The organism is Pseudomonas sp. 05N36 (assembly GCF_056397385.1).
Genome location: NZ_JBFTNH010000031.1, coordinates 1 through 25,542 on the forward strand (window position 1 = coordinate 1; position 25,542 = coordinate 25,542).

Genomic DNA, 25,542 nt, shown 5'->3' on the forward strand with positions numbered 1-25,542 from the left:
ATGGGCGAGTTACGCGTGTAACACCGTGTAACACGGAGAAATGGGCTGACAAGCCCGGTAAGGCGGTGCGCACGGGACGTTTCGCGAGAATATAGCGCCGAACGCCACGATATTTTCAACTTGCCGCGCGGTTGCTGCAAGTTGATCGGAGCTTCCCTAGGAAAATTCTGAAAAGGATATCAACCCATGGTAGGGCCTGCACAGCGAGGGAATGCCTGCCAAGCGGCAAACAGGAGGACGGCCAATGAACTTTCCACCCGGCACTCGCCTCAACCCATTACCAGCCCAACAAGGAATATGAGGCCTTGCCATGAAAACCCTGCTGAAACTCACCCTCGCCGCCACCCTCACTTACGGCCTGCCCGCCTGGGCCTGCACCCCCGAGGAAGCCACTGCCAAGCGGGAACAACTGGCCCAGGAAGTGACCAAACTCACCGAGTAGAACCCGGCCAAGGCCAAGGAAATCAACGACGAGTTGCAGGCCATGGATCTGGAGACTGCCAGCATGGACATGCCGGATAAGTGCCAGTTGATCGATAAGCGTCTGGAAGAGTTGAAGGATGCGGGGAAGAAGGCTGGGTGATTGCCCTGGGCTGAGCACCACTTCGTTTTTGTGGTGAGAGGATTTATCCACGTTGGGCTGCGAAGCAGCCCTGAAACCAGACACTCGGTATGTCAGGTGCAATTGAGTAGCCATACAGAGAACCATAATTCAGTGCAACAAAATCACCACAATAAACTCATGAACTGCATGGAGCTCTAGCTGCTAAAAACTAACGATAAAATACGTTATCACCACTTAATGAGGCTCGTTATGGCTACCCGCAGGATAAAACGGAATGTAAGCAGGCAAAAAAAACCGCAGCAATGCGGTTTTTTTGCGACTAAATGCAGGTCACTGCCCCTTGGGCATATCAAACCCTCGCTGCTCAATCACCCCAAACACATCAGCCACATCCTGGACCATGATCCGGGCGATGTTGGTAACGGTGTTGATGTCATTCTCAGCGTAGTCGGGGAGGCTGGTGCAGGCCATCAGGTTCAGGTATTTGAGGACGGCGTTGAGGCGTTCGCTGACGCAGTTGTGGAGTTCGCGTAGCGGGGCGTCGCTGTCGATGTGCAGGACTGGGCTGTCGGTGGCGAATTGGGACATGGGGGTGAAGCGGTGGGGCGGGTGTTGAGTCGTCATGGTGTTAATCCTCAAAAAAGAAGAATTGCCACCTTGTCTGCTGCGAAACAAATTGGGTGGCAGCTGTACGCGGGTTCGCAGACCGGAGGATTAACACCATGACCCGGCAGACCCGAAGGTCTCCCACGCACAACCGCCATAAAACGATACGCAGCCGGGAACCGGCCGAGTCTGACGGAACAAGGTGTCAATCTTAAGGGCTGCGAAACCCTATCGCCAACGAATGTCGGCGACAGGCCAACTTTAGGTGGCGATTTTGGTGGCCGCAACCGGTGAGTAGGACGCTGCGCGGCCATTGTGGCGATGGGGTTTGTCCATGTTCGGCGGCGTATTTGCCGTAAACCGGGCTCTGCAGAGTGTCTGAGGAGATTGGTTGCAGGATTTGGGGCTGCTTCGCAACCCAGCGGGAGCAAGCTCCCTCGCCACGGTGGGTGGATTCCTACGAGAGTTTCGGAGCTGAAAATCAAGAGATCGTCCGAACGCGGCCCGAGCCTTCGGCAGCGCCGAGCGTGGGGGAGTGGAAGTCCGTCGCGGGTTGGCTCAAGCTCGGCATCAACGTGAGCAACCGCTACCGCTTTGTAGCCAAGGAGAACCGAGATGACTCAAACACTGGAACGTGCCATCGCCATTGCTGCTGCCGCTCACGAAGGGCAGGTCGACAAGGGCGGTTCGCCGTACATCCTGCACCCGCTGAAAGTGATGCTGAGGGTCGACACCCTGGAAGAACGGATCGTGGCGGTTCTGCATGACGTGGTCGAGGACTGCGGCATCAGCCTCGATGATTTGCGTCAAGAAGGCTTCAGCGACACGGTGCTGGCGGCCATTGAGTCTGTCACCAAGCTGCCGGGAGAGTCCTACGAGCTGTTCGTCGAACGAGCGGCGCAGAACCCGATAGGCCGTGTGGTCAAGCTGGCTGACCTTGAAGAGAACAGTGACCTGTCCCGAATCGCACAGCCGTCCTGGGAAGATCTGGAGCGAATTGAAACGTATCGGCGGGCGATTGGCAGGCTGCGTTCGTAGCGAGCCAACTCGGTATTCAGGCCCCAGCTATCGCTCACGCCTGCACAGGCGTGCAAAGCTCCACCAATGTCCCGTCCGGGCAGCGAACGTAGGAGACGGTTTGCCCCCAGGGTTTGATGAGGGGGGCGGCTATTTCAGTGGCGCCTGCGTGTAGTGCTTTGGCATGGGCGGCGGGGACGTCGTCGGTTACCAGGCCGACTTCGATGCCCAGTGGTTTGGGGGAGGCGTGGGCCGAGAGGTGGCCGGTGCTGAAGTTCATCGCCGCGAGTTCGTCGGCGGCGAATGCCAGGGTGGTTTCGCCGGTTTCGAGTTCGCCGTAGGTGGCGGATTCGTGGAGGAAGCGGGTGGCAATCCCGAAGGCCGATGAGAAGAACTGGAGTGAGGCTGCAACGTCCGGGACGTAGATGATCATGTAGCCGAATTTCATGTGCAAACATTCCTTGTTGTGACATTGGGGTGGCAAATCTAGCAGAAGGCGGACGCACCCTCGCATCCGCCTGTCATTCCACTACAGAGCCATTTACTTGCGCAACGCCGGAGTCCTCGGCGGAATCATCCGCTTCGTCCCCGTCGCCTCAAACGCCGAAGCCAGCCGCAGCAACGTCGAATCGTCATACGCACGACCGGCAAAGGTCAGCCCAACCGGCATGCCGATGTCCGGCATAACACCCATCGGCACAGTGACCGTGGGCACGCCGAGGTGGCGGATGGCGAGGTTGCCGTTGGCGACCCAGATGCCGTTGCTCCAGGCGATGTCTGCAGAAATCGGGTCGACATCGGCATTCGCCGGGCCGACGTCGGCGACGGTTGGGAAGAGCACGGCATCGAGGCCGAGTTTGTCCATCCAGTCTTCAAGGTCGATTTTACGGGTCTGTTCAAGCCCTCGCAGGCCGTCGGGCACGGTGGCGATCTGGTCCCAGGGCGTCAGGCCGCGCTCGGCCATCCGCACGTATTCGTCCATGCCGGCGGCAAGGTCACCTTCGCGGTTGGGCAGGGTGCCGGGGTCGTGGGGGAAGATCAGCGGTCCGTTGACGTCGACCAGGCGATTCAATTTTGGATCGCCGTTGGCTTGCAGGAAGTCATCGAACGCCCACGCGGTCAGGTCCCACAGCTCATCGTCGAGGAACTCTTTGGAGACGATGCCGCGATTGAACACGGTCGGCGCGCCGGGGCGATCGCCTTYGCAATTGGAGACCAGCGGGAAGTCGACGTCGATCACTTCGGCGCCAGCCGCTTCGAGTGCCTGGCGAGCCTGTTCCCAAAGCCCGATCACCGAGGCGCGGGTGTTGATTCGTTGYCCGGTCGGGCCACCGATGCCCGGTGCTTCAGAGGTGCCTGCTTCGGGATCGGCGTTGATGTACATCCGCGGAATGCCGAAGCGCTTTCCGGTGAGTGCATCGGGATTGGCGGCAAGCGCCACGTAGGAGGCGGGACGCACCGAGGTGACGCTCGGGATCGGCACCCAGGGTTGCATCCGCCACAGGTCGCCGCGTGTGTCGGGGTCTTCGGCCACGACCACGTCGAGCACTTCGAGGAGGTCGGCCATGGTTCTGGCAAACGGCACGACCACGTCCATGGTCGGCGTCAACGGCCAGTTGCCGCGCACCGAGATCACCCCGCGTGACGGTGTGTAGGCGCACAGGCCATTGTTCGAGGCAGGGCCGCGTCCGCTCGACCAGGTTTCTTCCGCGAGGCCGAAGGCTGCGAAACTGGCGGCGGTGGCGGTACCGGCACCGTTCGATGAGCCGGAGGCGAAAGGGGCGGTGAGGTAGTCAGCGTTGTACGGGCTTTCTGCCCGGCCGTAGACCCCGCGCTGCATGCCGCCGTTGGCCATCGGCGGCATGTTGGTCTTGCCCAGGCAGATGGCGCCGGCCGCGCGCAGCCGTTCGATGGTGAACGCATCGCGATAGGCAATCAGGTTGGCGAAGGCCGGGCTTCCGGAAGCGGCGGTCAGCCCCTTGACCAGATAACTGTCTTTGGCCGTGTAGGGAATGCCATCGAGCGGCCCCAGCGTCTGGCCTTTGGCGCGGCGGGCATCGGAGGCCCGCGCCTCGTTCAGCGCCTCGGGGTTGCGCACCACCACGGCGTTAAGGGCGGTGGGCGTGTCGGGGCCGTCGTAGGCATCGATTCGGGCGAGGTAGGCCTGCACCAGTTCAACCGCCGTGGTCTGGCCCGATTCGAGCGCCGCCCGTAGTTGGGCAATGGGAACCTCGGTGACCTCGATCATGCTGCTCTCTCAAAATGGGTGTTCATTGGGTTTCTCGTGGCACTGTAGTACGCGCCGGTGTCTTGGCGTTCAATCTGAGCATTCTATTAAACGCCCGGCAAAAAAGAGCAGAAAAAAACCCGCAACACCGTGTAAGGCCAGTCAGTCAGGAGATTCCGGGGCGAAGGCTAGTCTGCGGTCGATTCACGACTCGCCGCCAACACGTCTGACTCTGTGGCAGTCAGACGGTCCAAGTTTTTGACCGCTTGATGAGCGAACATCAATCGGCGTCAGAGGCTCGCCGGACTCGTTGTCGATCAGCACAGAACGCGTCTCCTGCGGCTTGAACAGGAAACGTTCGCCCCACTGCCTCATGCTGACCACAACGGGAAAGATCTCCCGTCCTTTTTCCGTAAGGACGTACTCCTTGTAGGCGCTGCCATCTGACGCCGGTCGAACGTCGAAAACCCCGACCTCAACCAGCGTCTTCAGTCGCGATGCGAGAATATTCTTGGCCACGCCCAAGCTCTTTTGAAATTCGCTGAATCGGCGAATGTCGTCAAACGCGTCGCGGATGATCATGAGCGACCAACGATCCCCGATAGCCTCCAGTGTTCTTGCGACCGGGCATTCGCTGCTGTGTGGTGAGGCATCTTCGAGCATTTTTTTGACCTTGCGGAATGTGGAGTGGCCAAGCCTGTCCGCCAGCCTGGCGCAATGTGGTTGCAATTTAAAACCTGATACGGCAACAATGAAATCTGGTTCTGAATTGAAACCAGTTTAACGCCATGGAGGTGTACATGACAGCAGGTGCCGACTCAGCCACCAAACGGTTCTCCAGACAGCTTTCGGGATTACTGCATTCGGAAACCGGAGAACGCAGCAGGACCGACCGGTCTCCAGGGCTTTCCCCGTCGCTCACCTTATTGTTTTCCGTCACCTGCGCACTTGCAGTCGCCAACGTCTACTTCGCCCAACCTTTGCTCGCCTCAATGGCTGAGAGCCTGGGCGTTGCCTCAGGATTGATCGGGGGCGTGGTGACGGCCACTCAGGTGGGTTACGCGTTGGGGTTGCTGTTCATCGTCCCACTGGGCGATAGGGTCAACCGTAAGCGGCTGATTCTGACTCAGGTCCTGCTGTCTGCGGTTGCACTCGCGGCGGTCGGCGCAGCACAGCAATGGCTGGCCCTGTTGGGCGCGATGATCGTGATGGGCTTACTGGCAGTGGTTGTTCAAGTTCTGGTGGCATACGCCGCCGTGTTGGCAACGCCATCACAACGCGGGCAGGCAGTGGGGACGGTAACCAGTGGAATTGTCCTGGGCATTCTTCTGGCGCGCTTTACCTCTGGCCTGATTGCGGACATCGCCGGCTGGCGCGCCGTTTACTTCGTGTCCTCAGGGTTGATGCTGACCATCGCGGCGGTGCTGTGGAAAGTGGTTCCTGTCACGGCGCCGCCCAGGCACCAAGACTCCTACCTGGCGCTCATACGTTCACTCTTCAAACTGTTCATTACCGAACGCACTTTACGCACCAGGGGCCTTCTGGCCTTACTGATCTTTGCCGCTTTTTCTGTGCTGTGGACATCCATGGTGCTGCCGTTGAGCGCACCGCCGCTGTCGCTTTCACACACGGCCATCGGACTGTTTGGCTTGGTCGGCGTCGCCGGAGCCCTTGCTGCCAGTAGAGCCGGTCGCTGGGCCGATCAAGGCCTGGGGCAACGAGTGACCGGTATTTCGCTGGGGCTCCTGACGCTGTCCTGGTTGCCCATCACGTTTGCCGAGTCGTCCCTGATCGCGCTGGTCTGCGGCGTAGTCCTGCTCGACTTCGCGGTGCAAGCGGTACACGTCACCAACCAGAGCCTCATTTTTGCTGCACGAGCCGACGCCCACAGTCGCATGGTCGGCGCGTACATGTGCTTTTACTCGGTCGGTAGCGCGCTGGGAGCCGTCGCCGCGACCCAGGTTTATGCGCTCTGGGGCTGGATGGCAGTAAGCCTGCTGGGTGCCTTGATCAGCGCTGCTGCCTTGCTGCTGTGGATTCTCACGTTCAATTCTTCAACGACCCATCAAGGAAGATCAGCATGAAAGCCAGGCACCTGCTACTCGCCATTTCGATTACTGCCATATGGGGCGTGAATTTCTCGGTTATCAAACTGGGCCTCACCACCGTTGACCCGCTGATCCTTGCTGGCATTCGCTTCACGCTTTGCGCACTTCCAGCGATCTTTTTCATTCCGAAACCTGATGTGCAGTGGCGCTACATCATGGGTTACGGTCTGGTCTTCGGTATCGGACTTTGGAGCGTCGTCAACCTTGGCATCCAGTCTGGTCTTTCAGCAGGCATCGCTTTCCTGGTGTGGTCCAGCGCGTTTTCGCCCCTCCCTCTTTTCGCGCTGGATTACGCAGTCAACGGCTCGACGGGTTACAGCGCATTGGTGAATCAACTCGACTACCGCGCCGTCCTGTCGATCCTGTTCCAGGTCTACCCCAATACACTCTTCGGCTACTGGGTGTGGAATTCACTTCTGAAACGATATCCCGTGTCTACAGTCGCGCCATTGTCGTTATTGGTGCCGGTATTCGGGCTGCTCGGTTCAGTCACAATTTTCAATGAGAGCCTGTCAGTCAACAAAATCGTTGCAGTCGTTCTCATCGTGTCGGGTCTTGGCGTCGGCTTATACGGGCAGCGCGTCTTCAGTGCGGTGCTCAAGCGTCCTGACCGATGCCCATCGTGATGTAACCGCACGAGCTGGAGATCTTCTGAACACGGCTGAAGCCTAGGGTGGCTTTCGCGACAGGCAGCCATCGGCCCAGAGTGTGTAAAAACGCCTTCGCGAACCCTTGCACTGAAATTGAAGTGCACACCGGGCTTAGATACCCGCGGTTTTCCGCCTCTGGTATGTTCAGTCTTGTTCATGGGTCGCTACACCACAGCGACAGTTGCCGATCTTTTGCGCTTGATGTTGTGTTTTCTGGAGGTCTGCATGGCCGCTTACAACCTGCGCCAGCTCAGGTATTTCGTCACCACCGCCGATTGCGGCAGCGTGGCTGAAGCCTCTCGCAAGCTCTACATCGCCCAACCGTCGGTGTCGACCGCCATCAAGCACCTGGAAGACAGCTTTGGTGTTCAGCTGTTTATCCGGCATCACGCGCAGGGTGTTTCGCTGACGCCGAGCGGCTCGCGTTTTTACCGCAAAGCGCTGGAGCTGCTGCGGGTGGCTCACGAGTTCGAGCAGAACGCGCTGGCGGACAATGACATGGTGGCGGGGCAGATCGATATTGGCTGTTTTGAAACGGTGGCGCCGCTGTACCTGCCACGCTTGATCGCCGGCTTCAAAGAACGCTGGCCGGGTGTGGAGATCCGTATCCGCGATGGCGAACAGCAGGAGTTGGTGCAGGCACTGACCGCCGGCAGCGTTGATCTGGCGATGCTCTTCGAACACGATCTGGACAGCACGATTGAGACCGTGCCGCTGATGCCGCCGCAGCAGCCCTATGCCTTGCTGCCGGCCGATCACCGGTTTGCGCAACAGGCGAAAGTCTCGCTGCATGAGCTGGTGCTGGAGCCGATGATTTTGCTCGACGTCGTGCCGAGCCGGACCTACTTCGTGAGCGTTTTCGAAGAGCTCGGGTTGAGGCCGCACATTGTGTTCAGCTCGCCGTCGATCGAGATGGTGCGCGGGATGGTGGGGCGCGGTTTCGGCTTTTCGATTCTGGTGACCAAGCCATTTTCGGACTACACCTATGACGGGCAAAAAGTCGTGTGTGTAGCGCTGGCTGAAACGGTCACCGGCTCGGGTTTATCGGCGGCGTGGTTGCGTCGCACGCAACTGACCAAACCGGTGCAGTTGTTCGTGGATTATTGCCAGGAAGAACTGGCCCGACTTTATAGCTGAGTATCGGGCCCATCCTCGCGACTCAGCAGATCGATGACAGCATCCGTTGCAGCATAGCGTCGCAACCATTCAATTGATCGAGGCTGACAAACTCGTCCGGTTTGTGACCCTGGTCCATGCTGCCAGGACCGCAGACCACGGTCGGAATACCCGCCGCGTCAAACAGCCCGCCCTCGGTGCCGAATGCTACCGTCCCGAACTCCCGCGAGCCGGAAAATGCGGCGATCAACTCAGCCGCTTCGCTGTGCGCATCGGTGGCCAAACCGGGATACGCCGACAACTCACTGAAGCGGATGTCGCTCTGATCGCTCACCGCGCGCATGCGCGGTAATACCTGTTGTTCGGCGTAGGTCTTCAGTTCCTGCGCCACTACGCTTGGGTCTTGTGAGGGCAGGGCGCGGATTTCAAAGTCGAAGCGGCAATCCGCTGGGACGATGTTCAAGGCTTTGCCGCCGGAAATCACGCCGGTTTGTACCGTGCTGAACGGCGGGTCGAAACGGGCATCGTGATGCTCTGGCGCTTTGAGCCGGTGGCCGATCCGCCCCAGTTCACCGATCAGTTCGGCGGCGTATTCAATCGCGTTGACTCCGAGCGGGGCGTACGCCGAATGGCAGGCTTCGCCGTGAATGTCGCAACGCATCGCCAGTTTGCCCTTGTGACCCAGCACCGGTTTGAGTTCGGTCGGCTCGCCAATGATGCAGAGCATCGGTTTGACCGGGCGCTGTTCGAGGGCTTTAAGCAGCGAGCGGACCCCAATGCAGCCGACTTCCTCATCGTAAGACAGCGCGATATGCACCGGCCGCCGTAGCGGGGCGTTCACCAGCGACGGGACCAGGGCGAGGACGCAGGCAATGTAGCCTTTCATGTCGGCTGTGCCGCGACCGTACAGCTTGCCGTCGCGCTCGGTGAGCTGGAACGGCGCAACGGTCCACGGCTGGCCGTCGACGGGCACCACATCGGTGTGCCCCGACAGTACGATGCCCGGCCGATCTGCCGGGCCGATGGTTGCGAACAGGTTGGCCTTGCTGCGCTGCTCGTTGTAGACCAGTTCGCATGGCACGTCGAAGCGTTCGAGGTAGTCTCGGACAAAGTCGATGAGGTGCAGGTTTGATTCGCGGCTCGTGGTGTCGAACGCCACCAGTTGCTTGAGCAAATCGACGCTGTTGCTCATCGGTCGTCTCCCGCCACGCCGTAGCCGGGCGACTTGTCGGGGGCCAGGGCGCGGTCGATGTAGTCCTGAACCTGTGGCCGATAGGCGTCCCACAATTTTTCCAGTTGACCGATCGGGTCGTGGTCGGCCCAATCAACCCGCAGGTTGATAATCGGCCAGGTTAGCTCGCCGACCACAACGAGCGCCGCCGAATGCACCGGCCCGGCTTCGCCTCCCGCCGCCACAGCGGCTTTCAGCGCTGCCAGCAAGCGGTCGGCCAGTTGACCTTCGCCGTGCTCGAACGCCTTGACCATGGCCTCGATCACCCCACGGTCCGCCAGCATGTTGCCGGCAGCCACGCATTGTTCGCCCGACACCGCGTTGTGGGTGCCCAGGGTTTGCGCGCCGCTGAAGTGTGCGGTCTGGCCGAGGTGGTCAATCGCGGTGATCTGCCGGTATTGGCTGTAGCCGTTGCGAGTTAGCACCTTGTCGAATGCCGCTGAGGGCGCAAGGCCTTGCTCCATGAGGGCGAGGACTTCCGGGCCGAGTGACGGCAAGGTGATGTTTTGCGTTGATACGGCGCCAACGCCCGGAAGCAGCCAGGGGCAGCGTGCGCCGACGGCGATGCTCGAGGAACTGATCGCAATGCCCAACTGACCGGTTTCGGGGCAACGTGCGGCGATGGAAAAGGTCATGGTTTGGCTCCTTGGTTAACCTTGAGGAAATGGTCGTCTGGGCGGGCGCTATCGCGAGCAGGCTCGCTCCCACAGTGGATCTTTAGTGGCCACAAATTTGTGTACGACGCCGATCAAATGTGGGAGCGAGCCTGCTCGCGATAGCCGCAACTCGGTAAACCTGCTTACTCAGGAATCACCGCAATCACATCAATTTCCATCAACCACTGCGGCTGCCCCAGTGCCGAAACCACCAACCCGGTCGAAATCGGAAACACCCCTTTGAGCCACTTGCCGACTTCCTGATAGACCGGCTCGCGGTAACGCGGATCAATCAGGTAGGTGGTGGTTTTGACGATGTGGCTGAGGTCGCTGCCGGCTTCTTCCAGCAATTGCTTGACGTTGCGCATGGCTTGTTCGGCTTGCGCACGCGGGTCACCCAGCCCCACCAGGTTGCCTTCAAAATCGGTACCGACCTGGCCGCGAACATAAACGGTGTTGCCGGCCCGGACCGCCTGGCACAAGTCATTGTCCAGGCTCTGGTTCGGGTAGGTTTCTTTGGTGTTGAACATGCGAATGCGGGTATGGGTTGGCGTGGACATCGGAAGCTCCTCAAGAAAAATTCGGTCCGGCGCTGTGCAAGCGCCGGCGCGGATATCAAGCACTGACAGGTGTTTTATGGAGGGCCGGGGCGGCTTCAGCCTGGCGTTGTTCGGCATCGCGGTAGTTGAGGTACGAACGCTGAATGGCGATGTGATCCGCCACATACTTGGCGTCGTGCCAAACGCCCCAGATGAACGACGAGCCGCGACGCGACTGCCACGGCAGCCCCAGGAAATACACACCCGGCTCGCTTGAAACACCACGCTGATGCTGCGGCTTGCCGTTGTCGTCGAAGGCGTCGACCTGCAGCCAGCTGTAGTCCGTGGCAAACCCGGTGGCCCAGATGATCGAGGTCACGCCGGCCTTGGCCAGGTCGAGTTCGAGAATCGGATGGGTCACGCACTCCGGGTCCGCGAAGGTAATGCGCGCTTCTGGTTCTTCCGGCAGGTCCAGGCCATTGCGCTCGATGTAGGCGTCAGCGGCATTGAGCAGGGCCAGATAATTCTCGTCGCCGCGCGCCAGGTTGTCGGCAAGATTGGGCTGGAAGGTCGCCACGCTGCCGTTGAACGATTGGGTCAGGCCGACGAGCGTCATGCCGCGATGAGCGAGCCCGCGGAAGTCCACCGTACGGCCGCCATGTGCACCGCTTACGGCGATGGTGACGTGTTCGCGACCGGGCTTCATGGCCGCTTGATCCCATTCACCGAGCACGCCCAGCCACCAGCAGAAATCACGGTTGCGATAGGCGCGAGGAGGGCGGTCGTGCGCGCCGACCGAGAGGTACACCGGCTTGCCGGCACGCTGCAATTCATCGGCGATCTGCACCCCCGACGACCCGGCACCGACGACCAGCACAGCACCCTCGGGCAGTTGCGCCGGATTGCGGTAGTCGGCCGAGTGGATCTGCAGGAACGGCTGGTCTTGCGGCGCGATCGGTGGGATGACCGGACGCTGGAACGGCCCGGTGGCGGCGACCACACGGTTGGCCTCGATCACGCCTTCAGAGGTTTCAATGGTGAAACCCGGGCGACCGACATTGCGTTCAACTTTCTTCACCTCCACGCCGGTGCGGATGGGCGCGTTGAATTTTTTGGCATAGGCTTCGAAGTAATCGGCTACCCGCTCTTTCGGGGCAAAGCCATCCGGGCTGAGATCGTCGAATTCAAGTCCGGGAAAACGGTCATGCCAGACCGGACCATTGGCCACCAGAGAATCCCAGCGTCCGGTGCGCCAGCGCTCGGCAATACGATTGCGCTCCAGCACCAGGTGCGGCACGCCGAGTTTGCTCAGGTGCTCACTCATGGCCACACCCGCCTGACCCGCGCCGACAATCAGCGTGTCTGTTTTTATTGTTTCAGTGGTCATCTCTATGCCCTTCGAAGTTGGATTAGGGTCGGTTACGACCTGCCATTTCTTGGGCTCAAGACTAGGGATCACCCCGGTATCGGTAAAATATTATTAAGCTGGCATTTGAGTATAAATAACTGATGCAGCGTGTTTACGGGAGCTGTTGCATTCCTGTTGATTCAGGTCGCCCTGAAGTTCCAGACAATCTCGACAACCCTGAACGCCATCACCACATAGACCAGGCAGAGCACTATTTGCAGGCTCAGGTGGTAGCGGGTTTTGGCAAGTTTGCGCAGGCCATCGCACATGTTCAGCAGCATCAGCAGCGCCGCCAGTGCGATCAGGCCCCAGCCCGCGATCCAGTAGCCAAACAGGCCGAGAAACAGCGGCGACTCGTTGTGAAGTGCGTCGGTGCCCGCTGCCAGCAGCAGGGCGCACATCAGCAGATTTCTGAGGTTGTCGAAGATTTCCTTGCTGAAACCCTGATCCAGTAAACGACCAAACTTCGTCAGTAGCGCGCGCATGGTGAGGCGTCCTGTTGATTAAGTGTGTCTGTAGCGGGCTCTACGGGCGATAATGCCGCGCATCCTGTCTTCAACTTAGCAAAAGAGCCCAGCCGTGATGTTCGAGATCAAGCCGTGGAACCCAGAATCCTATCGACAGCAGACGCGCCGCAGTACCGTGATCATCGCCGTGACCTTCATTCTGCTGGCGATGACGCTGTCCGGCCTGGCCGTCATGCTATTCGGCGAACCCGGCGGCGACAACTTCCGTTTCAACCTGGGCGGCGTCATTGCCGCTGTCATCGTTAGTGCTGTGCTGATGAAGACCAAAGGCTGGTCGCAGCCGTGGATGGCGGCGGCGGTGTACGGCTGGCAACTCAAGCGTAGCCTGATGAGCGTCACCAACGTCATGCATAAGGTCACCGATGCGGTGCAGGCCGGTAACCCGAGCGCAATCAAGCTGCTGCGCTTTTATCACCTGGGGCTGACCCAAATGCACCAACTGGATGGCAACACCAGCAGCCTCAGCCAAATGACTCGCGAGATCGACCAGCACAAGGCGAGCATGGAAGCGCTGGGGATCGAGACTGAGCAGAATCAGTTGAACCCTGAGTGGCTGGCGGCAGTGAAGGCGAAGGAGGCATGAGTTCGATGTTCACCATTACCCATTTTGAAACCCCGTGCTCCGAGCCCATCAATGACCAGATTCTGCAGATGGTCGTCGACTATCTGACCGATATCAGCACGGTGGCGATTGCACCGAGCAACCTCTTGTTCAACGTCTATCAATATGCGATCGGCTACGAGGTTCATCTCTATCTGCAAGCGCTCGGCGGGTCCAAGGGGATTGCCGTCGAATTGATCGTCGCGATGGACGAAGAGGACCCTTCGAAGGTCATCGGCTTTTTGCTGTATCTGCCGGTCAAGGACGATCCCGAGGCGTGCGGCGTGGCCTATATGGCGGTGCAAGCCAGTCATCGACACCAGGGCGTCGCACGGGCGATGGTCCAGGAGATGCTCAGTCGTTACCCGCATGCCGAGCTGACGTGCGCGGTCGGCAAGGTTGCCTGTTTCGAAGCGATGGGCTTTCAGGTGCTGGGCGCGCGCGGGCCGCAGGTGCTGATGAATACCCGTGATCACAGCACGGGCGGCTTGATGGGCGTGCTGGATACAGCGCCGATCTACCGCTCGACAGAAGTGCGGCAGATCCATACGTATCTGCTGCAACGACACGGGAAGCGGGCGATGCTCGATGCCGAAAAACAGCGTGATCGGCATCTCGACCAGATGACAGCCAAAGCGAAGGCTTTTATGCAGGAGCGGCTTGGGTAGGTGGCAGTTCACGCTACTTCGAGTTCTTACGGGTACTGTCGTATACAGTCGGATGTAAGAGGCTCGGACGCTGGAATTTAGCGTTCGGAACCCTACTTGAAGAGTTCAGAATGACTTCCGAGATCGACAAATGTAATCAAGTCAGAATGTGAGTGCTCGTAGATCATCAAGAAGTCCCCCCCAATATGACACTCCCGAAAACCACTCCAATCACCCGTCAAAGCACGATCCAGGTACTCGACCGGCAGTTGCTCCCCCAGAAATAACATGACCATCACCTGCCGGACTTCATTCATATCACGGCGTCCGGCTCGCTTGTAACGCTCCCAGGACTTCTTGAATTCCGATGTTTGAGCACACTGCTTTGGCAGTTCAGCGCGCTTTTGCTTTTTCTCCGGTTTCGCCATCAGTGTCCCTCAGCATGTCGTCTATCGAGTCGAACTGTTGGCGAATGCCTCGCGCTTCCATCATGGCGCGGGCAGTTTTTTCCGACGGGACGCGCACCTCAAACGGAAGCCCCTGAGTTGCAACGACCTGACGGAGAAAAAGACGCATGGCATCACTGATGCTCAGCCCGCAAGCGTTTAAGACTTCAGTGGCACGGACCTTCAGATCCTCATCAATGCGGCAACGCACGTCAGTGGTTTTCAGCAATGCACCCATGGAAATGACCTCATCGTTAGTTTGTAGCTACATTGGCGCTACCTCCAGCATTGTGGTTGAGCGTAGTCCTTTCGGTCAACGTCGCCTTGATGAGCGGTTTCAAAGCCTATGGCGCGGTCTGAACACCGACAGGAGTTTTCGCTCGGTATTTCAATCGTTTAAGCACACGATGAATATCAGCCTGGTCCACTTTGTGTTTGAGAACCGTCCGAGCCCAATGCAGGAAGTTACTGAAGGTGTTGCGCTCCGGTGTTTGCTTCCTACCTGAATCTGGTTGTTCAGGAGGCTGACTGCTGAGCAAACCATTCTAATATGGCTAATCAGCCTGCCCTGAACACCAGCGCCTTCAGACCGCTTTGCGCATCGACATCGGGAAATTCAGGTGGGTTTTCCAGGCGTTGTTCGAAGTGCAGGCTCGGGGCTTCGCGGGTGACGCCGTCGATGAGAAAGTCCGGGCCGAAGGCCGGGTCATTCATGCAGGCCAGTACCACGCCATCGCTGGTGAGCAATTCCGGCAGGCGGCGTAGTACGCGCTGGTAGTCCTTGGTCAGCAGGAAGCTGCCTTTCTGGAACGACGGCGGGTCGATGATCACCAGGTCGTAAGGGCCGCTGTTGATGACCTTGCCCCAGGACTTGAACAGGTCATGGCCGAGAAAGCTGACCTTGCTCAGGTCGTGTCCATTCAGGCGGTGATTGTCGCGTCCGCGGCTCAGGGCGCCGCGGGACATGTCCAGGTTGACCACATGCTCCGCGCCGCCCTCGATGGCGGCCACGGAAAACCCGCAGGTATAGGCGAACAGGTTCAAGACGCGTTTGCCCAGGGCATTGGCGCGCACCCAATTGCGGCCGTAGCGCATGTCGAGAAACAGGCCGCTGTTCTGTTTTTTGCCCAGGTCGATGCGATAACGCAGGCCGCCCTCGGTGATCGTCCATTCCTCAACCATTTCCCCCAGCAACCATTCGGTGGTGCTTTGCGGCAGGTAGCGGTGTTGCAGCAGCAACGTATGCGCGCCGGATTTTTCCCACGCAGGCGATTGCGCAATCTCCATCAGCAACTGCTTCAATGCCTCCAGTTGCGCCGGGTCAGGCTCCTTGAACAGCGAGACCAGCACCACGCCCTGCATCCAGTCGACGGTCAGTTGTTCCAGTCCCGGCCAGCATCGGCCCCGGCCATGGAACACGCGGCGGGTTTCTTCGGGGACAGTTGTCAGAGCCGTCAGTAAATGCTGGCGGAGGATGGCGAGGGCGTCAGGGTTCATCGGGCAGGGCCGGCAATATGAAAGGGGCGGCATTTTAACCACAATTGTGGCGCCAGGGGTTCTGCGAGGCAAAAGGCGATTGCGCAGGCAAGCTTGCCGTCAAAGCATTTGCGCAAGTACCGGTCCGGATCAACAATGTACCGGCTGTCAGGCAGCGAGGTTTTTACCCGGTCACGTCGTCAGTCGACACGGAGCGCTCATGAACGATCGTTACACCCGCACGGCGATTTGCCTGCACTGGCTGATAGCTCTCGGGCTGATCGGCACCTTCGCGCTCGGCTACTACATGCCTGAACTTGCGTTCTCGCCGACCAAACTGAAGCTGTATTCATGGCACAAGTGGGCCGGGGTGACTTTGTTTTTTCTGGTGCTGCTACGGCTCGGCTGGCGCCTGGGCCATCCTGTTCCGCCCTTGCCAACGACCGTGTCGCCCTTGATGAAGCTCGCGTCCCACCTTTCACATGGGGTGATGTACGCACTGATGCTCGCGATTCCGCTCAGCGGCTGGCTGATGAGTTCGGCAAAAGGCTTCCAGACGTCATGGTTTGGTGTCTTGCCGCTGCCGGATCTGCTGCCCAAGGACGACACGCTCGGCGATCGTCTGATCGATGTGCACAAAATCCTCAACTACACATTGCTGGTGCTGGTGATCGTCCATACGTGTGCGGCGCTCAAGCACCACTTCATTGATCGTGATGACGTGCTGACGCGCATACTGCCGTCAAAGCGCCAGCCTGACCCTCGGCATCTCAAGCCATGAAGCAGGCCACTGACCGGATAATTCCATGACCCATCGATTTCCACGCTCTGTCATCCTGGCTGCAGCCCTCGTATTCGGTACCACAGCGGGCGCCCAGGCCGTCGAATACAAGAAAGTAAATGCAGGCGCGAGCCAGATCAGCTTCACCTATAACCAGATGGGGGCGAGGGTGTATGGCACGTTCGGCAAGTTCGAGGCCACCCTCGATTTCAACTCGGCGAACCCCTCGGCGGCCCACGCCACACTGACCATCCAGCTCGACAGCATCGATGCCGGCAACAGCGATGCCAACAGCGAGTTGAAAAAGCCCGCCTGGTTCAACACGGCGGCTTATCCAGAGGCGAAGTTTGTATCGAGCAGCGTGAAGGCGCTCGGCAACAATCGCTACGAGGTCACTGGCCAGCTCACGCTCAAGGGCATTACCCGCGAGGTCGGTGCACAAATCACCTTGAAGCCTGAGAGCGCCATCGGCGTTTTCGATGGCGAGTTCATTCTCAAACGTGGCGACTTCAAGATCGGTGAAGGCGAATGGGCCGATTACGGGGTTGTCTCCAACGAGATCAACATCAAGTTTCGGGTGGTCGCGCCCGAGCAGTAGCCTGTGCTCGAACCCGGATACCTGACGATGGATTGGCCGCGCCGTGAAGGGAAAACACCCAAAAGCACTACGCCCTCGGCTACACTCCGGCCATGCCAAATAACTCTCATATGCCCTTGAATTTCACCCGAATCTTCAACAGCGTTGTCACCCGGCTGTTGGGATTGGCGCTGTGCATTGTCGTGTTTGGGGCGGTCGTGCGTTATTACGTGCTAACCGACTTTCTGCGTGAGGATTTGAGCGCGGTCGTGGAAGGCCAGCAATTAGCGTTGGCGACCTATGTCGCTCGCGACATCGACGACAAAATCATTCAGCGTCAGCGTTTGCTCGAGCTCCTTGCCACCTCCATTCCTGTTGATTTCCTCAAGCAACCCGAGCGACTGCGCGCCTGGCTGAAAGAGCATTACGCCTACCAGACGTTGTTCTCGACAGATGTGTACATCGTGAACGCCAATGGGGATTTACTCGCAAGCTATCCCGACCTGACACCGCCACTCAATACCCCTTACGCAGAGCGTGATGACATTCAAGCCGGATGGGCAGGACGTTCATTTGTCGGGCGCCCTGCGGTGGATCAAACAACCCAAAAAACGCTGCTGCCGATGTCCGCGCCCATCCGGGATGAACACGGTAGGGTCCAAGCTGTTCTCGTGGGCGTCACGGCACTTGCAGCACCAGGTTTTCTGGATTCCTTGCTCCAGAGCCGCATGGGGGAGACGACGGGCGGATTCCAGCTGGTTTTCCCGGAAAGTCGATTGTTTGTCGAGTCCTCGGCGCAGGCTATGACGCTCAAACCAACGCCGCCTCCCGGCGCCAATGCGCTGCATGATCGGGCCATGGCCGGATTTCGCGGTGCGGGGGTAGCGCTCAACGCCGATGGTGTCGAGCAGGTCTCTGCAATGGTCTCGGTGCCGAGTACCGGCTGGTTCGTCGTTGCCCGTTTGCCAAGCAGTGAGGCTTTTGCAACTGTCGATCGAACACAGCATTTTTTGATCAGGGGGGCGTTTATATCCATTTTGATTTTCGCCGTGTTCTCGTCCATTGCCCTGTACTTTGTCTTTCGTCATCTGTTTCATGCCGCCGCGCAGGCTGACCGCATGACGCGCGATGAACGGCCACTGGCCCCCTTGCCAGTCACGCGCAATGATGAAGTCGGTCATTTGATCTCGGCCTTCAATCGTTTGCTGATCAAGCTGGATGAAAAACAGGCCCAGCTTAAAAAAATTGCTCATCACGATATGTTGACGGGTTTACCCAATAGACATCATCTCTCGATCCGGCTTCGCCACGTGTTGGCTCTGGCACAACGCAAAGAGGCGGGTGTGGGCCTGTTGTTCATGGACCTCGATGGCTTCAAGCATATCAATGACACCCTTGGCCACGAGGCGGGTGACGAGGTGTTGCGGCAGGTGGCGAGGCGCTTTCGCCGGGTTGTCCGGGAGACCGATACCCTGGCGCGCATCGGGGGTGATGAGTTTGTTGTTCTGCTGAGTGACCTTGGAGACGATGCCGAAGAGATCGTGAGCACCGTCGCGACTAAATGCATTGATGCACTGGGAGCGCCGTTTTTCATTTCCGGTACGGTCTGCATCGTGGGTGTTTCGATTGGCATTGCACTGGGGAATGGGGAAAGTTCTGCGGATATGCTCCTGCTGGCCGCCGATCGCGTCATGTATCAAGCCAAGAAAACCGGGCGCGGCCGGTATGTGACCTACAAGCTCTAGACAACAGTGCCCGATAGCCCGCCTGGGCGTCGAAGCCGTCGCCGAGAAGAAGGGGGGCGTCCATTGATTGCTCCCGGACGATGGGGCTGTAAACTGGCCGCGGCCTACACGATCACCCCTTTACCACTTCAAGCAAGAGATCCCCCATGGCAAACCAAGACCTGACCTTTATCCCCGACCCGGACCCGGAATCCATCTCCTCCGATGTCGCCGGTTTCGGCGGCCTGCTGGTCTCGACCCAGATCCCCACCCGCGCTGACGGTAGCCTGGAGTTGGGTGGCATCACCGAACAGAGCGAGTGCACGTTGCAGGCACTCAAGGTCGCGCTGGAGCGGGCCGGCAGTTCCATGGACCGGGTCATGCATTTGACCATCTACCTCACCGACATGGCCGACCGCGCCGCCTTCAACGAGGTCTATCAGCGCTTTTTCGCCAAGCCCTGGCCGGTGCGCGCCGCCGTTGGCGTAGCCGCCCTGGCGGTCGAAGGCATGCGCGTGGAAGTCACCGCGATGGCGGCCAAGGGCTGAGTCCGCGAGTCAGTCATTGTGCGCAGTGAGGATGTCGGTCCCCAGGTGTGGCCGACAGTTGAGGTAGGCCGAGGCTTTCAGCCAGTGCTGGTCGGGATACCAGGAAAACATGAACTGGCCGTCCTTGAGTTTATCGATCACCTGGCGCGCCACTTGCGGGCGCACTGCCGGACAACCCAGGCTGCGACCGATGCGGCCCTGGCGTTCACTCCATAAGGGATTCACGTAGTCGGCCGCGTGAATCACGAGGTCGCGATCACGTGCGCGGTCATTGAAACCCGGTTCCAGGCCGTCCATGCGCAGCGAGTAACCATGGCTGCCCTGATAGCTTTCCTGGGTGCGAAACAGGCCCAGGCTGGACTGATAGCTGCCGACGCGATTGGAGAACTGCGTGGCGAAATTTTCCCCGGATTTTTGCCCGTGGGCGACCAGATCACGCAGCACCAGGGACTTTTTGCGCAAATCGAAGATCCAAAGACGACGAGCCGTGGACGGTTGCGAATAGTCGATCACGGCCAGGCGTTCGGCTTGTCTGGCGCCACTGTTGACGGCGCATTGCATGGCGTTCAGGGCACTTTGCAGTGCTTGGGGATTGAGTTCCGGAGCGGCGTGCGCGAGGCTGTTATATAACGTTTGATTGTGGGTGTCGGCGGCGAATGCCGGGCTGCACATTGCGCACAGCGTCATAGCGGCCAGACAGCGTCGGCGTAAAAAGGTCAGCATGCGCAGAGAGTCCTGTTGTTATTGTTGGTTCCCGACCTCCTGCCGTTCCCTCGGCAGGCCTGTGCATACGCTGGCCTTGGTGCTTGCCGCACCTGCTGCAGAGGTTGACCGTCTACCTGACGGCCATGGAGTGGAGTGAAGCAGTTGATCAAAAAGTACGCATGTTACTTGAGCCTTTTCCTGCTCGCTGCGCCATTGGTCGCGACTGCCCAGAACGAGCTGGCTGATCACGACAGCCCATTGAAATTGGCGCTCACTCAATTGCCGGTCGATTGCCCGCGCCTGGCCACGCACCTGAGCGCGTCGGCGCAAACGCTGTTGCAGGCTTTTTATCAGCAGCAGGACTATGTCCTGATCTGGACGGCCAGCGGACGCTTGCCGGCCTTGCAGGCACAGTTGCAACAGTTGGCCGATGACGGACTGGATCCGAAGCGCTACAGCCAGCCCACGAGCGCTGCCGAAGGGGATGCAGTGTGTGTCGACATCGGCATCAGTCAGCGTTACCTGCAAGCCTTGCAGGACCTGCGTTACGGCCGCTTGCAGCAATCGCGTTTCGAGCCGCTGTGGCATGCGCAGGCAATGCCGCACGACCGATCCGCCGAGGTGCTGGCCATTGCCGGGCCGGGTCTGCAAGACATGGCGACAGCTTTTCAACTGGCCCGTCCGAGCCTTGAGCAATACCAGAGCTTGCGCCGTGTTTATGCCCGACAGCGCCAGCGGCCATTGCCCCATTGGCAGGCGCTTGCCAGTGGCCCCCTGTTACAACCCGGCGCACAGGATGCGCGAGTTCCCGAGCTGGCGAAGCGACTCTTCAACGAAGGCTATTTGGCCAACGTTTCCGCGGGGGGCGGCACGGTCTACAACAAGGAGCTGGTGAGCGCGCTGAAAAACTTCCAGCTGAGCCATTCGCTGCAAGCGGATGGCGTGCTGGGGGAGGGCACCTTGACCGAGCTGAACGTCAGCCCGGCGGTGCGGCGCGAGCAGTTGCGCGTCAACCTCGAACGTTTTCGCTGGCTGGCGCAGGATCTGGAACCCAATGGTCTGCTGGTCAATGTGGCCGCGGCGACGTTGACCGTCTATCAGGGCGGTACGCCGGTCTGGCAGACACGCACTCAGGTAGGGCGTGCCGAGCGGCAGACCCCGCTGCTGAAATCGTCGGTCACGCGCCTGACCCTGAACCCGACCTGGACCGTGCCGCCGACCATCATGCGTGAAGACAAGCTGCCGGAAATTCGCCGGAATCAGGCGTTCCTCGGTAAACAGAACCTGCAGGTGCTGGACAGCGACGGCCGTCCGTTGGCGGTGGACGAGATCGACTGGGATAACCCCGGCAACATCCTCCTGCGCCAGGACGCGGGACCGAAGAATCCGCTGGGGCAAATGGCGATCCGCTTCCCCAATCCGTTCTCCGTGTACCTGCACGACACCCCCAGCCAGGCGCTTTTCCAAAAGGCGCCGCGGGCGTTCAGTTCAGGCTGCGTTCGGGTCGAGCAAGCGATGCAGTTGCGCGATCTGCTGTTGAGTCCGGCTGAGCGTCAGCGGACCAATGAGTTGCTGGCGACGGGGCTGACCCACGAATTCAGGCTGGCTACGCCGGTGCCGATCCTGCTCAGTTACTGGACCGTGCAAGCCGACCGGCAAGGCCAGTTGCTGTATGCCCCGGATATTTATGGGCGGGATGCCACATTGTCGGCTGCGCTCGGCGGCAAGTCCTGAGCGTTACTCGCACTCCAGTCAGGAGGTACACGGCATGAACACTGAACCGCGCGAGCAGGGTGAGCCGTTCAAGCGGTTGTTTTTCGCGCTGCCCTGCGCCACTGCGCAACGTCGAGAGATTGCCCAATGGCGAAGCGCTCTGCGGCTTAACAGCGGCCGCCCGGTGCCAGCGGAAAATTTTCACCTGACGCTGATGTTTCTGGGGGCTGTGGCGGTGACGCAGATTCCGGATATCTGCGCGGCTGCCGCGCACGTCCGAACGCCGGGCGAGCGCTTGACGGTCTCTCTCGACCACCTGGATGCCTGGCGCCGTGCCGGTGTTTTGTTGCTCATGCCAACGCAGACGTCGTTGCCATTGCGTCAGTTGGTGTATGCCTTGCAACAGGCGATGCTGCCGCTTGGGTTTGCCGACGCGCCCCGGGAATATCGTCCTCATTTGACCTTGATGCGCGACTTTCGGGAGCCGGTCCCGGAATCTGCAACGCCCCCGGACTTTCATCTGAGTGCCGGGCATTTTACGCTGTTCGAATCGCATAAAGGCCGCTATCGGGCGCTGGCCGAATGGCCTCTGACGCCGTAGGCCCAGGATCTTTTGACCTTGGCGGCCCGACAGCCGACCCAGCTCCCGCAGATATACACCAATCCACTGTGGGAGCCGGGCTTGCCCGCGATGGCGGCCTGACAGCCGACCCATCTCCCACAGATGTACACAGTCCAACTGTGGGAGCGAGCCTGCTCGCGAAGGCGGCCTGATAGCCGACCAATCTCCCGCAGGTGTACATATCCATTCCTGCGGTAACGGCCGCTTAGGGTTTCGCCCTTGCGGCGAGTCCCTTTTTCAAACGCCAAAAAGGAACCAAAAGGCTTCGCCCCAAGCGTACGGCACCTCGCCTAGGCTCGGCGTCCCCTCGCTCCGGTGTCCATCAGGGGGCATCGCCTACGGTCTGCTTCGCGACGACCTCCTCTTGATGTGTCCGGCTGCGCCGTACGGCGCTGCGCGCCCACCCCCTGATGAACACCTCCACTCGGCCTCCCGATAGGGGCGGGTGGATCAAGATCAAAAGCGGCAGGCGAGCTAACGCTCGGCCTGTTGAGTGGTGGGGCGGGCGTATCACTTCGTTGTGGTGGGTGATATCTGTGGAGCTGCCGCAGGCTGCGATCTTTTGGAAGCCGGCATCAAACCACAGCGGGAGACCGCGCTTGCTTGAACGATCCCACATAGCCATTTGTCTGCAATGCATCAGCCTTGAATGCTCGCTGTCCGGTCAATTGGTTGTACACCTTGACCCTGCGATGACTATTCGCATAACCGCCCATTGCTGAAACCGTCCCGCTCTGAATATGGTCCAGATAACGGAAAATCGTGCGTGGCGAAATGAAGCCGATCTTGTAGTTCAGCGCCGCCATTCGATCTTGCAGTTCGTAACCGGGATTGCGCCCATCCATTTGAAAGCGCAGGCCGTGCTGTTTAACCAGGCGCACGTTCCACAGGGTGCAGAAGCTTTTCAAGTGAACTTCCCTGAACGGTTTCGGTGCCTTGGCATTCAACCCCAGGGCCAGCAAGCTGCGCCGGGTGTAGTGCTTGAAAAATCGTGATGTCAGGCGCCAGGCCGTTCGGGCTACACCTCGGTTCAGCTGTTCCAGGCAGCCGACCGCCGCCACTTCCTGTGGGCCAGCGCACTGGCTGAGCATCAGGCTGAACACCGCCGGGTCGTAAATGAATGTATCGGTGTGCAACAAAAACAGGTACTCGGTTTCAACCTGCTCCAGGGCAAGGTCCAGGGCCCGGCCATGAGCAAAACTCCCCGCTTCAGGGGCGTTGCTTTTACGCTCGATCAGGTTGATCCAGTCCAGCGTGCGCAGGTATTCGCTGCTCGCATCGTTCGAATAGTTGTCCACCACAAACACCGGCACGCCAGCCGCTTGCACATGCTTGCGCAGCAGTTGCAGGCAGGTCCTGGTCAGTTCAAGCGATTTGTAGTTCACCAACACGATGCTGTAGTTGGCCTTGGTCGAAAGTGGGCGCGTCATAGGTTATTTAGCCTCGAATGCTGCCTGAACTTCAGGCGTGCGCTCATCCTAGAGAGGTCAAACTTTCGGCCTGTTCTCGGCTGGATAAATTTTTTGACAGGGTTGTTTCTGATCCAGATGAGCGGGGGCGGCGGGGGGATAGATCTATTCGAGAGGGGACGAGGACAGGTGCTGACAGGGCCATGAACCTGTCCTCGCTTGCTTCAAGGCATCACGTTGCGTAGCCGCCGAAACTCAGCGCACCAGGCAGGGCTTTTTGTTATCGAACGTCCAGCCGGGAATCATGAATTGCATCGCCACACTGTCGTCGCGCGCACCGAGGCCCATGCCTTTGTAGAGTTCGTGGGCCTTGGCGACGGCGTCCATGTCGATGTCGACGCCCAGGCCGGGCCTGGCTGGAACCTTGATGTGACCGTCGACGATTTGCAGCGGCTCCTTGGTCAGGCGTTGCCCGTCCTGCCAGATCCAGTGGGTGTCGATTGCGGTGATCTCGCCGGGTGCAGCCGCCGCGACCTGGGTGAACATCGCCAGTGAAATGTCGAAGTGGTTGTTGGAGTGAGAACCCCAGGTCAGTCCCCACTCATGACACATCTGCGCCACGCGCACCGAGCCTTGCATCGTCCAGAAGTGCGGATCGGCCAATGGAATGTCCACCGATTGCAACTGGATGGCATGGCCCATTTCGCGCCAGTCGGTGGCGATCATGTTGGTCGCCGTCGGCAGACCGGTGGCGCGACGAAATTCGGCCATCACCTCGCGGCCGGAATAACCGTTTTCTGCGCCGCATGGGTCTTCGGCGTAAGCGAGAACGTGATGCTGATCGCGGCACAAACGGATGGCTTCTTTAAGCGACCAAGCGCCATTCGGATCAAGGGTGATGCGCGCATCCGGGAAGCGCTCGGCCAAGGCAGTGACGGCCTGGATCTCCTCCTCGCCGCGCAACACACCGCCCTTGAGCTTGAAGTCGTTGAAACCGTATTTGGCCTTGGCGGCCTCGGCCAGGCGCACGATGGCTTCAGGCGTCATCGCCTGTTCGTGGCGCAAGCGGAACCAGTCATCCGCGTCGGGTTCGCTGCGGTACGCCAGATCGGTCTGGTGACGGTCGCCAATGTAGAACAGATAGCCGAGCATCTTCACCGCGTCGCGTTGCTGGCCTTCACCGAGCAAGGCCGCCACCGGGACTTCAAGGAACTGACCGAGCAAATCCAGCAAGGCCGCCTCCATGGCGGTCACCGCATGAATGGTGATGCGCAAGTCAAAGGTTTGCAGGCCGCGACCGGCCGAATCGCGGGCCGCGAACGCACTGCGCATGGCGTTGAGGATGCGTTGGTAGTTCCCGATCGGTTGCCCGACCACCAGGTTGCGGGCGTCTTCCAGCGTTTCACGAATGCGCTCGCCACCGGGGACTTCACCGACGCCGACATTGCCGGTGCTGTCCTTGAGAATGACGATATTGCGGGTGAAGAACGGGCCATGGGCGCCGCTGAGGTTCATCAGCATGCTGTCATGGCCGGCAACCGGGATGACCTGGAGGCTGGTGATCAGCGGGGCTTTGCCGGTGTGGTGCAGGTGTTCAGTGTTCATGTTCAATTCCTGTCTTGTCAGTTCGAGCCAAGCGCCGA

27 protein-coding genes and 1 pseudogene are annotated in these 25,542 nt (G+C 59.6%); 13 read left to right on the top strand and 15 right to left on the bottom strand.

Features of this window, described 5'->3' with window-relative positions; all coding sequences use genetic code 11:
• Nucleotides 1-310 precede the first annotated feature (310 nt).
• Nucleotides 311-583 (top strand): annotated as a pseudogene (locus tag AC1DIH_RS26735) (hypothetical protein).
• Nucleotides 584-895: 312 nt separating this feature from the next.
• Here AC1DIH_RS26735 and AC1DIH_RS26740 read toward each other — a convergent pair.
• Entirely contained in the window at nucleotides 896-1,189 is a 294-nt protein-coding gene (locus AC1DIH_RS26740) for a fructose-bisphosphate aldolase (RefSeq protein ID WP_477773880.1), read from the bottom strand.
• Between the two features lie 597 nt (nucleotides 1,190-1,786).
• On the opposite strand from AC1DIH_RS26740, the gene AC1DIH_RS26745 reads away from it, so the two are divergent.
• The gene (locus AC1DIH_RS26745; RefSeq protein ID WP_477773881.1) at nucleotides 1,787-2,209 is read left to right on the top strand and encodes an HD domain-containing protein; all 423 of its coding nucleotides are present in this window, start codon (nucleotides 1,787-1,789) and stop codon (nucleotides 2,207-2,209) included.
• A 34-nt stretch (nucleotides 2,210-2,243) separates the two neighbouring features.
• Here the strand turns inward: AC1DIH_RS26745 and AC1DIH_RS26750 are convergent, their stop codons facing one another.
• From AC1DIH_RS26750 to AC1DIH_RS26760, 3 genes are all read right to left on the bottom strand, one after another.
• Nucleotides 2,244-2,636 (bottom strand): VOC family protein, encoded by a 393-nt coding sequence (locus tag AC1DIH_RS26750; protein ID WP_427527719.1) that lies wholly within the window; start codon nucleotides 2,634-2,636, stop codon nucleotides 2,244-2,246.
• 93 nt (nucleotides 2,637-2,729) lie between these two features.
• Nucleotides 2,730-4,436, bottom strand: a complete 1,707-nt coding sequence (locus tag AC1DIH_RS26755; RefSeq protein WP_477773882.1) for an amidase — start codon at nucleotides 4,434-4,436, stop codon at nucleotides 2,730-2,732.
• Between the two features lie 183 nt (nucleotides 4,437-4,619).
• Entirely contained in the window at nucleotides 4,620-5,078 is a 459-nt protein-coding gene (locus tag AC1DIH_RS26760; RefSeq protein ID WP_477773883.1) for a winged helix-turn-helix transcriptional regulator, read from the bottom strand.
• A gap of 137 nt (nucleotides 5,079-5,215) precedes the next feature.
• Between AC1DIH_RS26760 and AC1DIH_RS26765 the strand changes: the two genes are divergently transcribed.
• The 3 genes from AC1DIH_RS26765 (at nucleotide 5,216) to AC1DIH_RS26775 (ending at nucleotide 8,310) form a co-directional block, all read left to right on the top strand.
• A complete protein-coding gene (locus AC1DIH_RS26765) occupies nucleotides 5,216-6,499 on the top strand; it encodes an MFS transporter (protein ID WP_477773884.1) in 1,284 nt (427 codons plus the stop codon).
• Nucleotides 6,496-7,149 (top strand): EamA family transporter, encoded by a 654-nt coding sequence (locus tag AC1DIH_RS26770; RefSeq protein WP_477773885.1) that lies wholly within the window; start codon nucleotides 6,496-6,498, stop codon nucleotides 7,147-7,149. Before AC1DIH_RS26765 ends, AC1DIH_RS26770 begins: the two co-directional genes overlap by 4 nt.
• 249 nt (nucleotides 7,150-7,398) lie before the next feature.
• Entirely contained in the window at nucleotides 7,399-8,310 is a 912-nt protein-coding gene (locus AC1DIH_RS26775; RefSeq protein WP_477773886.1) for a LysR substrate-binding domain-containing protein, read from the top strand.
• 22 nt (nucleotides 8,311-8,332) lie between these two features.
• On the opposite strand, the gene argE is transcribed toward AC1DIH_RS26775, so the two are convergent.
• From argE to AC1DIH_RS26800, 5 genes are all read right to left on the bottom strand, one after another.
• Entirely contained in the window at nucleotides 8,333-9,481 is a 1,149-nt protein-coding gene (gene argE / locus AC1DIH_RS26780) for an acetylornithine deacetylase (RefSeq protein WP_477773887.1), read from the bottom strand.
• Nucleotides 9,478-10,155 carry a DUF1028 domain-containing protein gene (locus tag AC1DIH_RS26785; RefSeq protein WP_477773888.1) on the bottom strand — a complete coding sequence of 226 codons (678 nt, stop codon included), beginning with the start codon at nucleotides 10,153-10,155 and terminating at the stop codon, nucleotides 9,478-9,480. Before AC1DIH_RS26785 ends, argE begins: the two co-directional genes overlap by 4 nt.
• 164 nt (nucleotides 10,156-10,319) lie before the next feature.
• The gene (locus tag AC1DIH_RS26790; protein WP_046027689.1) at nucleotides 10,320-10,736 is read right to left on the bottom strand and encodes a RidA family protein; all 417 of its coding nucleotides are present in this window, start codon (nucleotides 10,734-10,736) and stop codon (nucleotides 10,320-10,322) included.
• 55 nt (nucleotides 10,737-10,791) lie between these two features.
• Nucleotides 10,792-12,102 carry a flavin-containing monooxygenase gene (locus tag AC1DIH_RS26795; protein WP_477773889.1) on the bottom strand — a complete coding sequence of 437 codons (1,311 nt, stop codon included), beginning with the start codon at nucleotides 12,100-12,102 and terminating at the stop codon, nucleotides 10,792-10,794.
• Nucleotides 12,103-12,263: 161 nt separating this feature from the next.
• Nucleotides 12,264-12,608: a hypothetical protein gene (locus AC1DIH_RS26800; protein WP_477773890.1), complete on the bottom strand. Its 345-nt coding sequence runs from the start codon at nucleotides 12,606-12,608 to the stop codon at nucleotides 12,264-12,266.
• Between the two features lie 97 nt (nucleotides 12,609-12,705).
• Between AC1DIH_RS26800 and AC1DIH_RS26805 the strand changes: the two genes are divergently transcribed.
• Together AC1DIH_RS26805 and AC1DIH_RS26810 are read left to right on the top strand one after the other, a co-directional pair.
• Nucleotides 12,706-13,233 carry a DUF3087 domain-containing protein gene (locus AC1DIH_RS26805; protein WP_477773891.1) on the top strand — a complete coding sequence of 176 codons (528 nt, stop codon included), beginning with the start codon at nucleotides 12,706-12,708 and terminating at the stop codon, nucleotides 13,231-13,233.
• 5 nt (nucleotides 13,234-13,238) lie between these two features.
• Entirely contained in the window at nucleotides 13,239-13,919 is a 681-nt protein-coding gene (locus AC1DIH_RS26810) for a GNAT family N-acetyltransferase (protein ID WP_477773892.1), read from the top strand.
• A 92-nt stretch (nucleotides 13,920-14,011) separates the two neighbouring features.
• Here AC1DIH_RS26810 and AC1DIH_RS26815 read toward each other — a convergent pair whose 3' ends face one another.
• The 3 genes from AC1DIH_RS26815 to AC1DIH_RS26825 all read right to left on the bottom strand — a co-directional run bounded on the left by AC1DIH_RS26815 (nucleotide 14,012) and on the right by AC1DIH_RS26825 (nucleotide 15,841).
• Nucleotides 14,012-14,326 (bottom strand): type II toxin-antitoxin system YafQ family toxin, encoded by a 315-nt coding sequence (locus AC1DIH_RS26815; RefSeq protein WP_477773893.1) that lies wholly within the window; start codon nucleotides 14,324-14,326, stop codon nucleotides 14,012-14,014.
• Nucleotides 14,292-14,582 carry a type II toxin-antitoxin system RelB/DinJ family antitoxin gene (locus tag AC1DIH_RS26820; RefSeq protein WP_054598088.1) on the bottom strand — a complete coding sequence of 97 codons (291 nt, stop codon included), beginning with the start codon at nucleotides 14,580-14,582 and terminating at the stop codon, nucleotides 14,292-14,294. The genes AC1DIH_RS26815 and AC1DIH_RS26820 overlap by 35 nt, the downstream gene beginning before the upstream one ends.
• Before the next feature lie 320 nt (nucleotides 14,583-14,902).
• Nucleotides 14,903-15,841 (bottom strand): class I SAM-dependent methyltransferase, encoded by a 939-nt coding sequence (locus AC1DIH_RS26825; protein ID WP_477773894.1) that lies wholly within the window; start codon nucleotides 15,839-15,841, stop codon nucleotides 14,903-14,905.
• Nucleotides 15,842-16,040: 199 nt separating this feature from the next.
• Here AC1DIH_RS26825 and AC1DIH_RS26830 point away from each other — a divergent pair, with 199 nt between their 5' ends.
• The 4 genes from AC1DIH_RS26830 (at nucleotide 16,041) to AC1DIH_RS26845 (ending at nucleotide 19,450) form a co-directional block, all read left to right on the top strand.
• On the top strand, nucleotides 16,041-16,601 hold the full coding sequence (locus AC1DIH_RS26830) for a cytochrome b (protein ID WP_477773895.1): 561 nt from the start codon (nucleotides 16,041-16,043) through the stop codon (nucleotides 16,599-16,601).
• A gap of 25 nt (nucleotides 16,602-16,626) precedes the next feature.
• Complete coding sequence (locus AC1DIH_RS26835; protein WP_477773896.1) at nucleotides 16,627-17,199, top strand: YceI family protein; 573 nt, start codon at nucleotides 16,627-16,629, stop codon at nucleotides 17,197-17,199.
• A 92-nt stretch (nucleotides 17,200-17,291) separates the two neighbouring features.
• A complete protein-coding gene (locus AC1DIH_RS26840; protein ID WP_477773897.1) occupies nucleotides 17,292-18,923 on the top strand; it encodes a sensor domain-containing diguanylate cyclase in 1,632 nt (543 codons plus the stop codon).
• A 146-nt stretch (nucleotides 18,924-19,069) separates the two neighbouring features.
• The gene (locus tag AC1DIH_RS26845; RefSeq protein ID WP_054598083.1) at nucleotides 19,070-19,450 is read left to right on the top strand and encodes a RidA family protein; all 381 of its coding nucleotides are present in this window, start codon (nucleotides 19,070-19,072) and stop codon (nucleotides 19,448-19,450) included.
• A 9-nt stretch (nucleotides 19,451-19,459) separates the two neighbouring features.
• Here the strand turns inward: AC1DIH_RS26845 and AC1DIH_RS26850 are convergent, their stop codons facing one another.
• Nucleotides 19,460-20,173, bottom strand: a complete 714-nt coding sequence (locus AC1DIH_RS26850) for a murein L,D-transpeptidase catalytic domain family protein (protein WP_477773898.1) — start codon at nucleotides 20,171-20,173, stop codon at nucleotides 19,460-19,462.
• Nucleotides 20,174-20,317: 144 nt separating this feature from the next.
• Between AC1DIH_RS26850 and AC1DIH_RS26855 the strand changes: the two genes are divergently transcribed.
• Both AC1DIH_RS26855 and thpR read left to right on the top strand, forming a co-directional pair.
• Nucleotides 20,318-21,889: a L,D-transpeptidase family protein gene (locus AC1DIH_RS26855; protein ID WP_477773938.1), complete on the top strand. Its 1,572-nt coding sequence runs from the start codon at nucleotides 20,318-20,320 to the stop codon at nucleotides 21,887-21,889.
• 34 nt (nucleotides 21,890-21,923) lie between these two features.
• Entirely contained in the window at nucleotides 21,924-22,469 is a 546-nt protein-coding gene (gene thpR, locus AC1DIH_RS26860; RefSeq protein ID WP_477773899.1) for an RNA 2',3'-cyclic phosphodiesterase, read from the top strand.
• Nucleotides 22,470-23,065: 596 nt separating this feature from the next.
• Here thpR and AC1DIH_RS26865 read toward each other — a convergent pair.
• Together AC1DIH_RS26865 and gudD are read right to left on the bottom strand one after the other, a co-directional pair.
• Nucleotides 23,066-23,920 (bottom strand): glycosyltransferase family protein, encoded by an 855-nt coding sequence (locus tag AC1DIH_RS26865; RefSeq protein ID WP_477773900.1) that lies wholly within the window; start codon nucleotides 23,918-23,920, stop codon nucleotides 23,066-23,068.
• Between the two features lie 234 nt (nucleotides 23,921-24,154).
• On the bottom strand, nucleotides 24,155-25,504 hold the full coding sequence (gene gudD / locus AC1DIH_RS26870) for a glucarate dehydratase (RefSeq protein WP_477773901.1): 1,350 nt from the start codon (nucleotides 25,502-25,504) through the stop codon (nucleotides 24,155-24,157).
• Nucleotides 25,505-25,542: the final 38 nt, after the last annotated feature.

Bases quoted from the DNA above. Each gene is read 5' to 3' on its own strand.
- AC1DIH_RS26775 (WP_477773886.1), top strand. From the start codon at position 7,399: ATGGCCGCTTACAACCTGCGCCAGCTCAGGTATTTCGTCACCACCGCC.
- AC1DIH_RS26805 (WP_477773891.1), top strand. From the start codon at position 12,706: ATGTTCGAGATCAAGCCGTGGAACCCAGAATCCTATCGACAGCAGACG.
- AC1DIH_RS26795 (WP_477773889.1), bottom strand. From the start codon at position 12,102: ATGACCACTGAAACAATAAAAACAGACACGCTGATTGTCGGCGCGGGT.
- AC1DIH_RS26750 (WP_427527719.1), bottom strand. From the start codon at position 2,636: ATGAAATTCGGCTACATGATCATCTACGTCCCGGACGTTGCAGCCTCA.
- AC1DIH_RS26820 (WP_054598088.1), bottom strand. From the start codon at position 14,582: ATGGGTGCATTGCTGAAAACCACTGACGTGCGTTGCCGCATTGATGAG.
- thpR (WP_477773899.1), top strand. From the start codon at position 21,924: ATGAACACTGAACCGCGCGAGCAGGGTGAGCCGTTCAAGCGGTTGTTT.
- AC1DIH_RS26865 (WP_477773900.1), bottom strand. From the start codon at position 23,920: ATGACGCGCCCACTTTCGACCAAGGCCAACTACAGCATCGTGTTGGTG.
- AC1DIH_RS26850 (WP_477773898.1), bottom strand. From the start codon at position 20,173: ATGCTGACCTTTTTACGCCGACGCTGTCTGGCCGCTATGACGCTGTGC.
- AC1DIH_RS26825 (WP_477773894.1), bottom strand. From the start codon at position 15,841: ATGAACCCTGACGCCCTCGCCATCCTCCGCCAGCATTTACTGACGGCT.
- AC1DIH_RS26765 (WP_477773884.1), top strand. From the start codon at position 5,216: ATGACAGCAGGTGCCGACTCAGCCACCAAACGGTTCTCCAGACAGCTT.
- AC1DIH_RS26845 (WP_054598083.1), top strand. From the start codon at position 19,070: ATGGCAAACCAAGACCTGACCTTTATCCCCGACCCGGACCCGGAATCC.
- AC1DIH_RS26770 (WP_477773885.1), top strand. From the start codon at position 6,496: ATGAAAGCCAGGCACCTGCTACTCGCCATTTCGATTACTGCCATATGG.
- AC1DIH_RS26760 (WP_477773883.1), bottom strand. From the start codon at position 5,078: ATGCTCGAAGATGCCTCACCACACAGCAGCGAATGCCCGGTCGCAAGA.
- AC1DIH_RS26830 (WP_477773895.1), top strand. From the start codon at position 16,041: ATGAACGATCGTTACACCCGCACGGCGATTTGCCTGCACTGGCTGATA.
- AC1DIH_RS26840 (WP_477773897.1), top strand. From the start codon at position 17,292: ATGCCAAATAACTCTCATATGCCCTTGAATTTCACCCGAATCTTCAAC.
- AC1DIH_RS26790 (WP_046027689.1), bottom strand. From the start codon at position 10,736: ATGTCCACGCCAACCCATACCCGCATTCGCATGTTCAACACCAAAGAA.
- AC1DIH_RS26745 (WP_477773881.1), top strand. From the start codon at position 1,787: ATGACTCAAACACTGGAACGTGCCATCGCCATTGCTGCTGCCGCTCAC.
- AC1DIH_RS26740 (WP_477773880.1), bottom strand. From the start codon at position 1,189: ATGACGACTCAACACCCGCCCCACCGCTTCACCCCCATGTCCCAATTC.
- AC1DIH_RS26815 (WP_477773893.1), bottom strand. From the start codon at position 14,326: ATGGCGAAACCGGAGAAAAAGCAAAAGCGCGCTGAACTGCCAAAGCAG.
- AC1DIH_RS26785 (WP_477773888.1), bottom strand. From the start codon at position 10,155: ATGACCTTTTCCATCGCCGCACGTTGCCCCGAAACCGGTCAGTTGGGC.
- AC1DIH_RS26800 (WP_477773890.1), bottom strand. From the start codon at position 12,608: ATGCGCGCGCTACTGACGAAGTTTGGTCGTTTACTGGATCAGGGTTTC.
- AC1DIH_RS26810 (WP_477773892.1), top strand. From the start codon at position 13,239: ATGTTCACCATTACCCATTTTGAAACCCCGTGCTCCGAGCCCATCAAT.
- AC1DIH_RS26835 (WP_477773896.1), top strand. From the start codon at position 16,627: ATGACCCATCGATTTCCACGCTCTGTCATCCTGGCTGCAGCCCTCGTA.
- gudD (WP_477773901.1), bottom strand. From the start codon at position 25,504: ATGAACACTGAACACCTGCACCACACCGGCAAAGCCCCGCTGATCACC.
- argE (WP_477773887.1), bottom strand. From the start codon at position 9,481: ATGAGCAACAGCGTCGATTTGCTCAAGCAACTGGTGGCGTTCGACACC.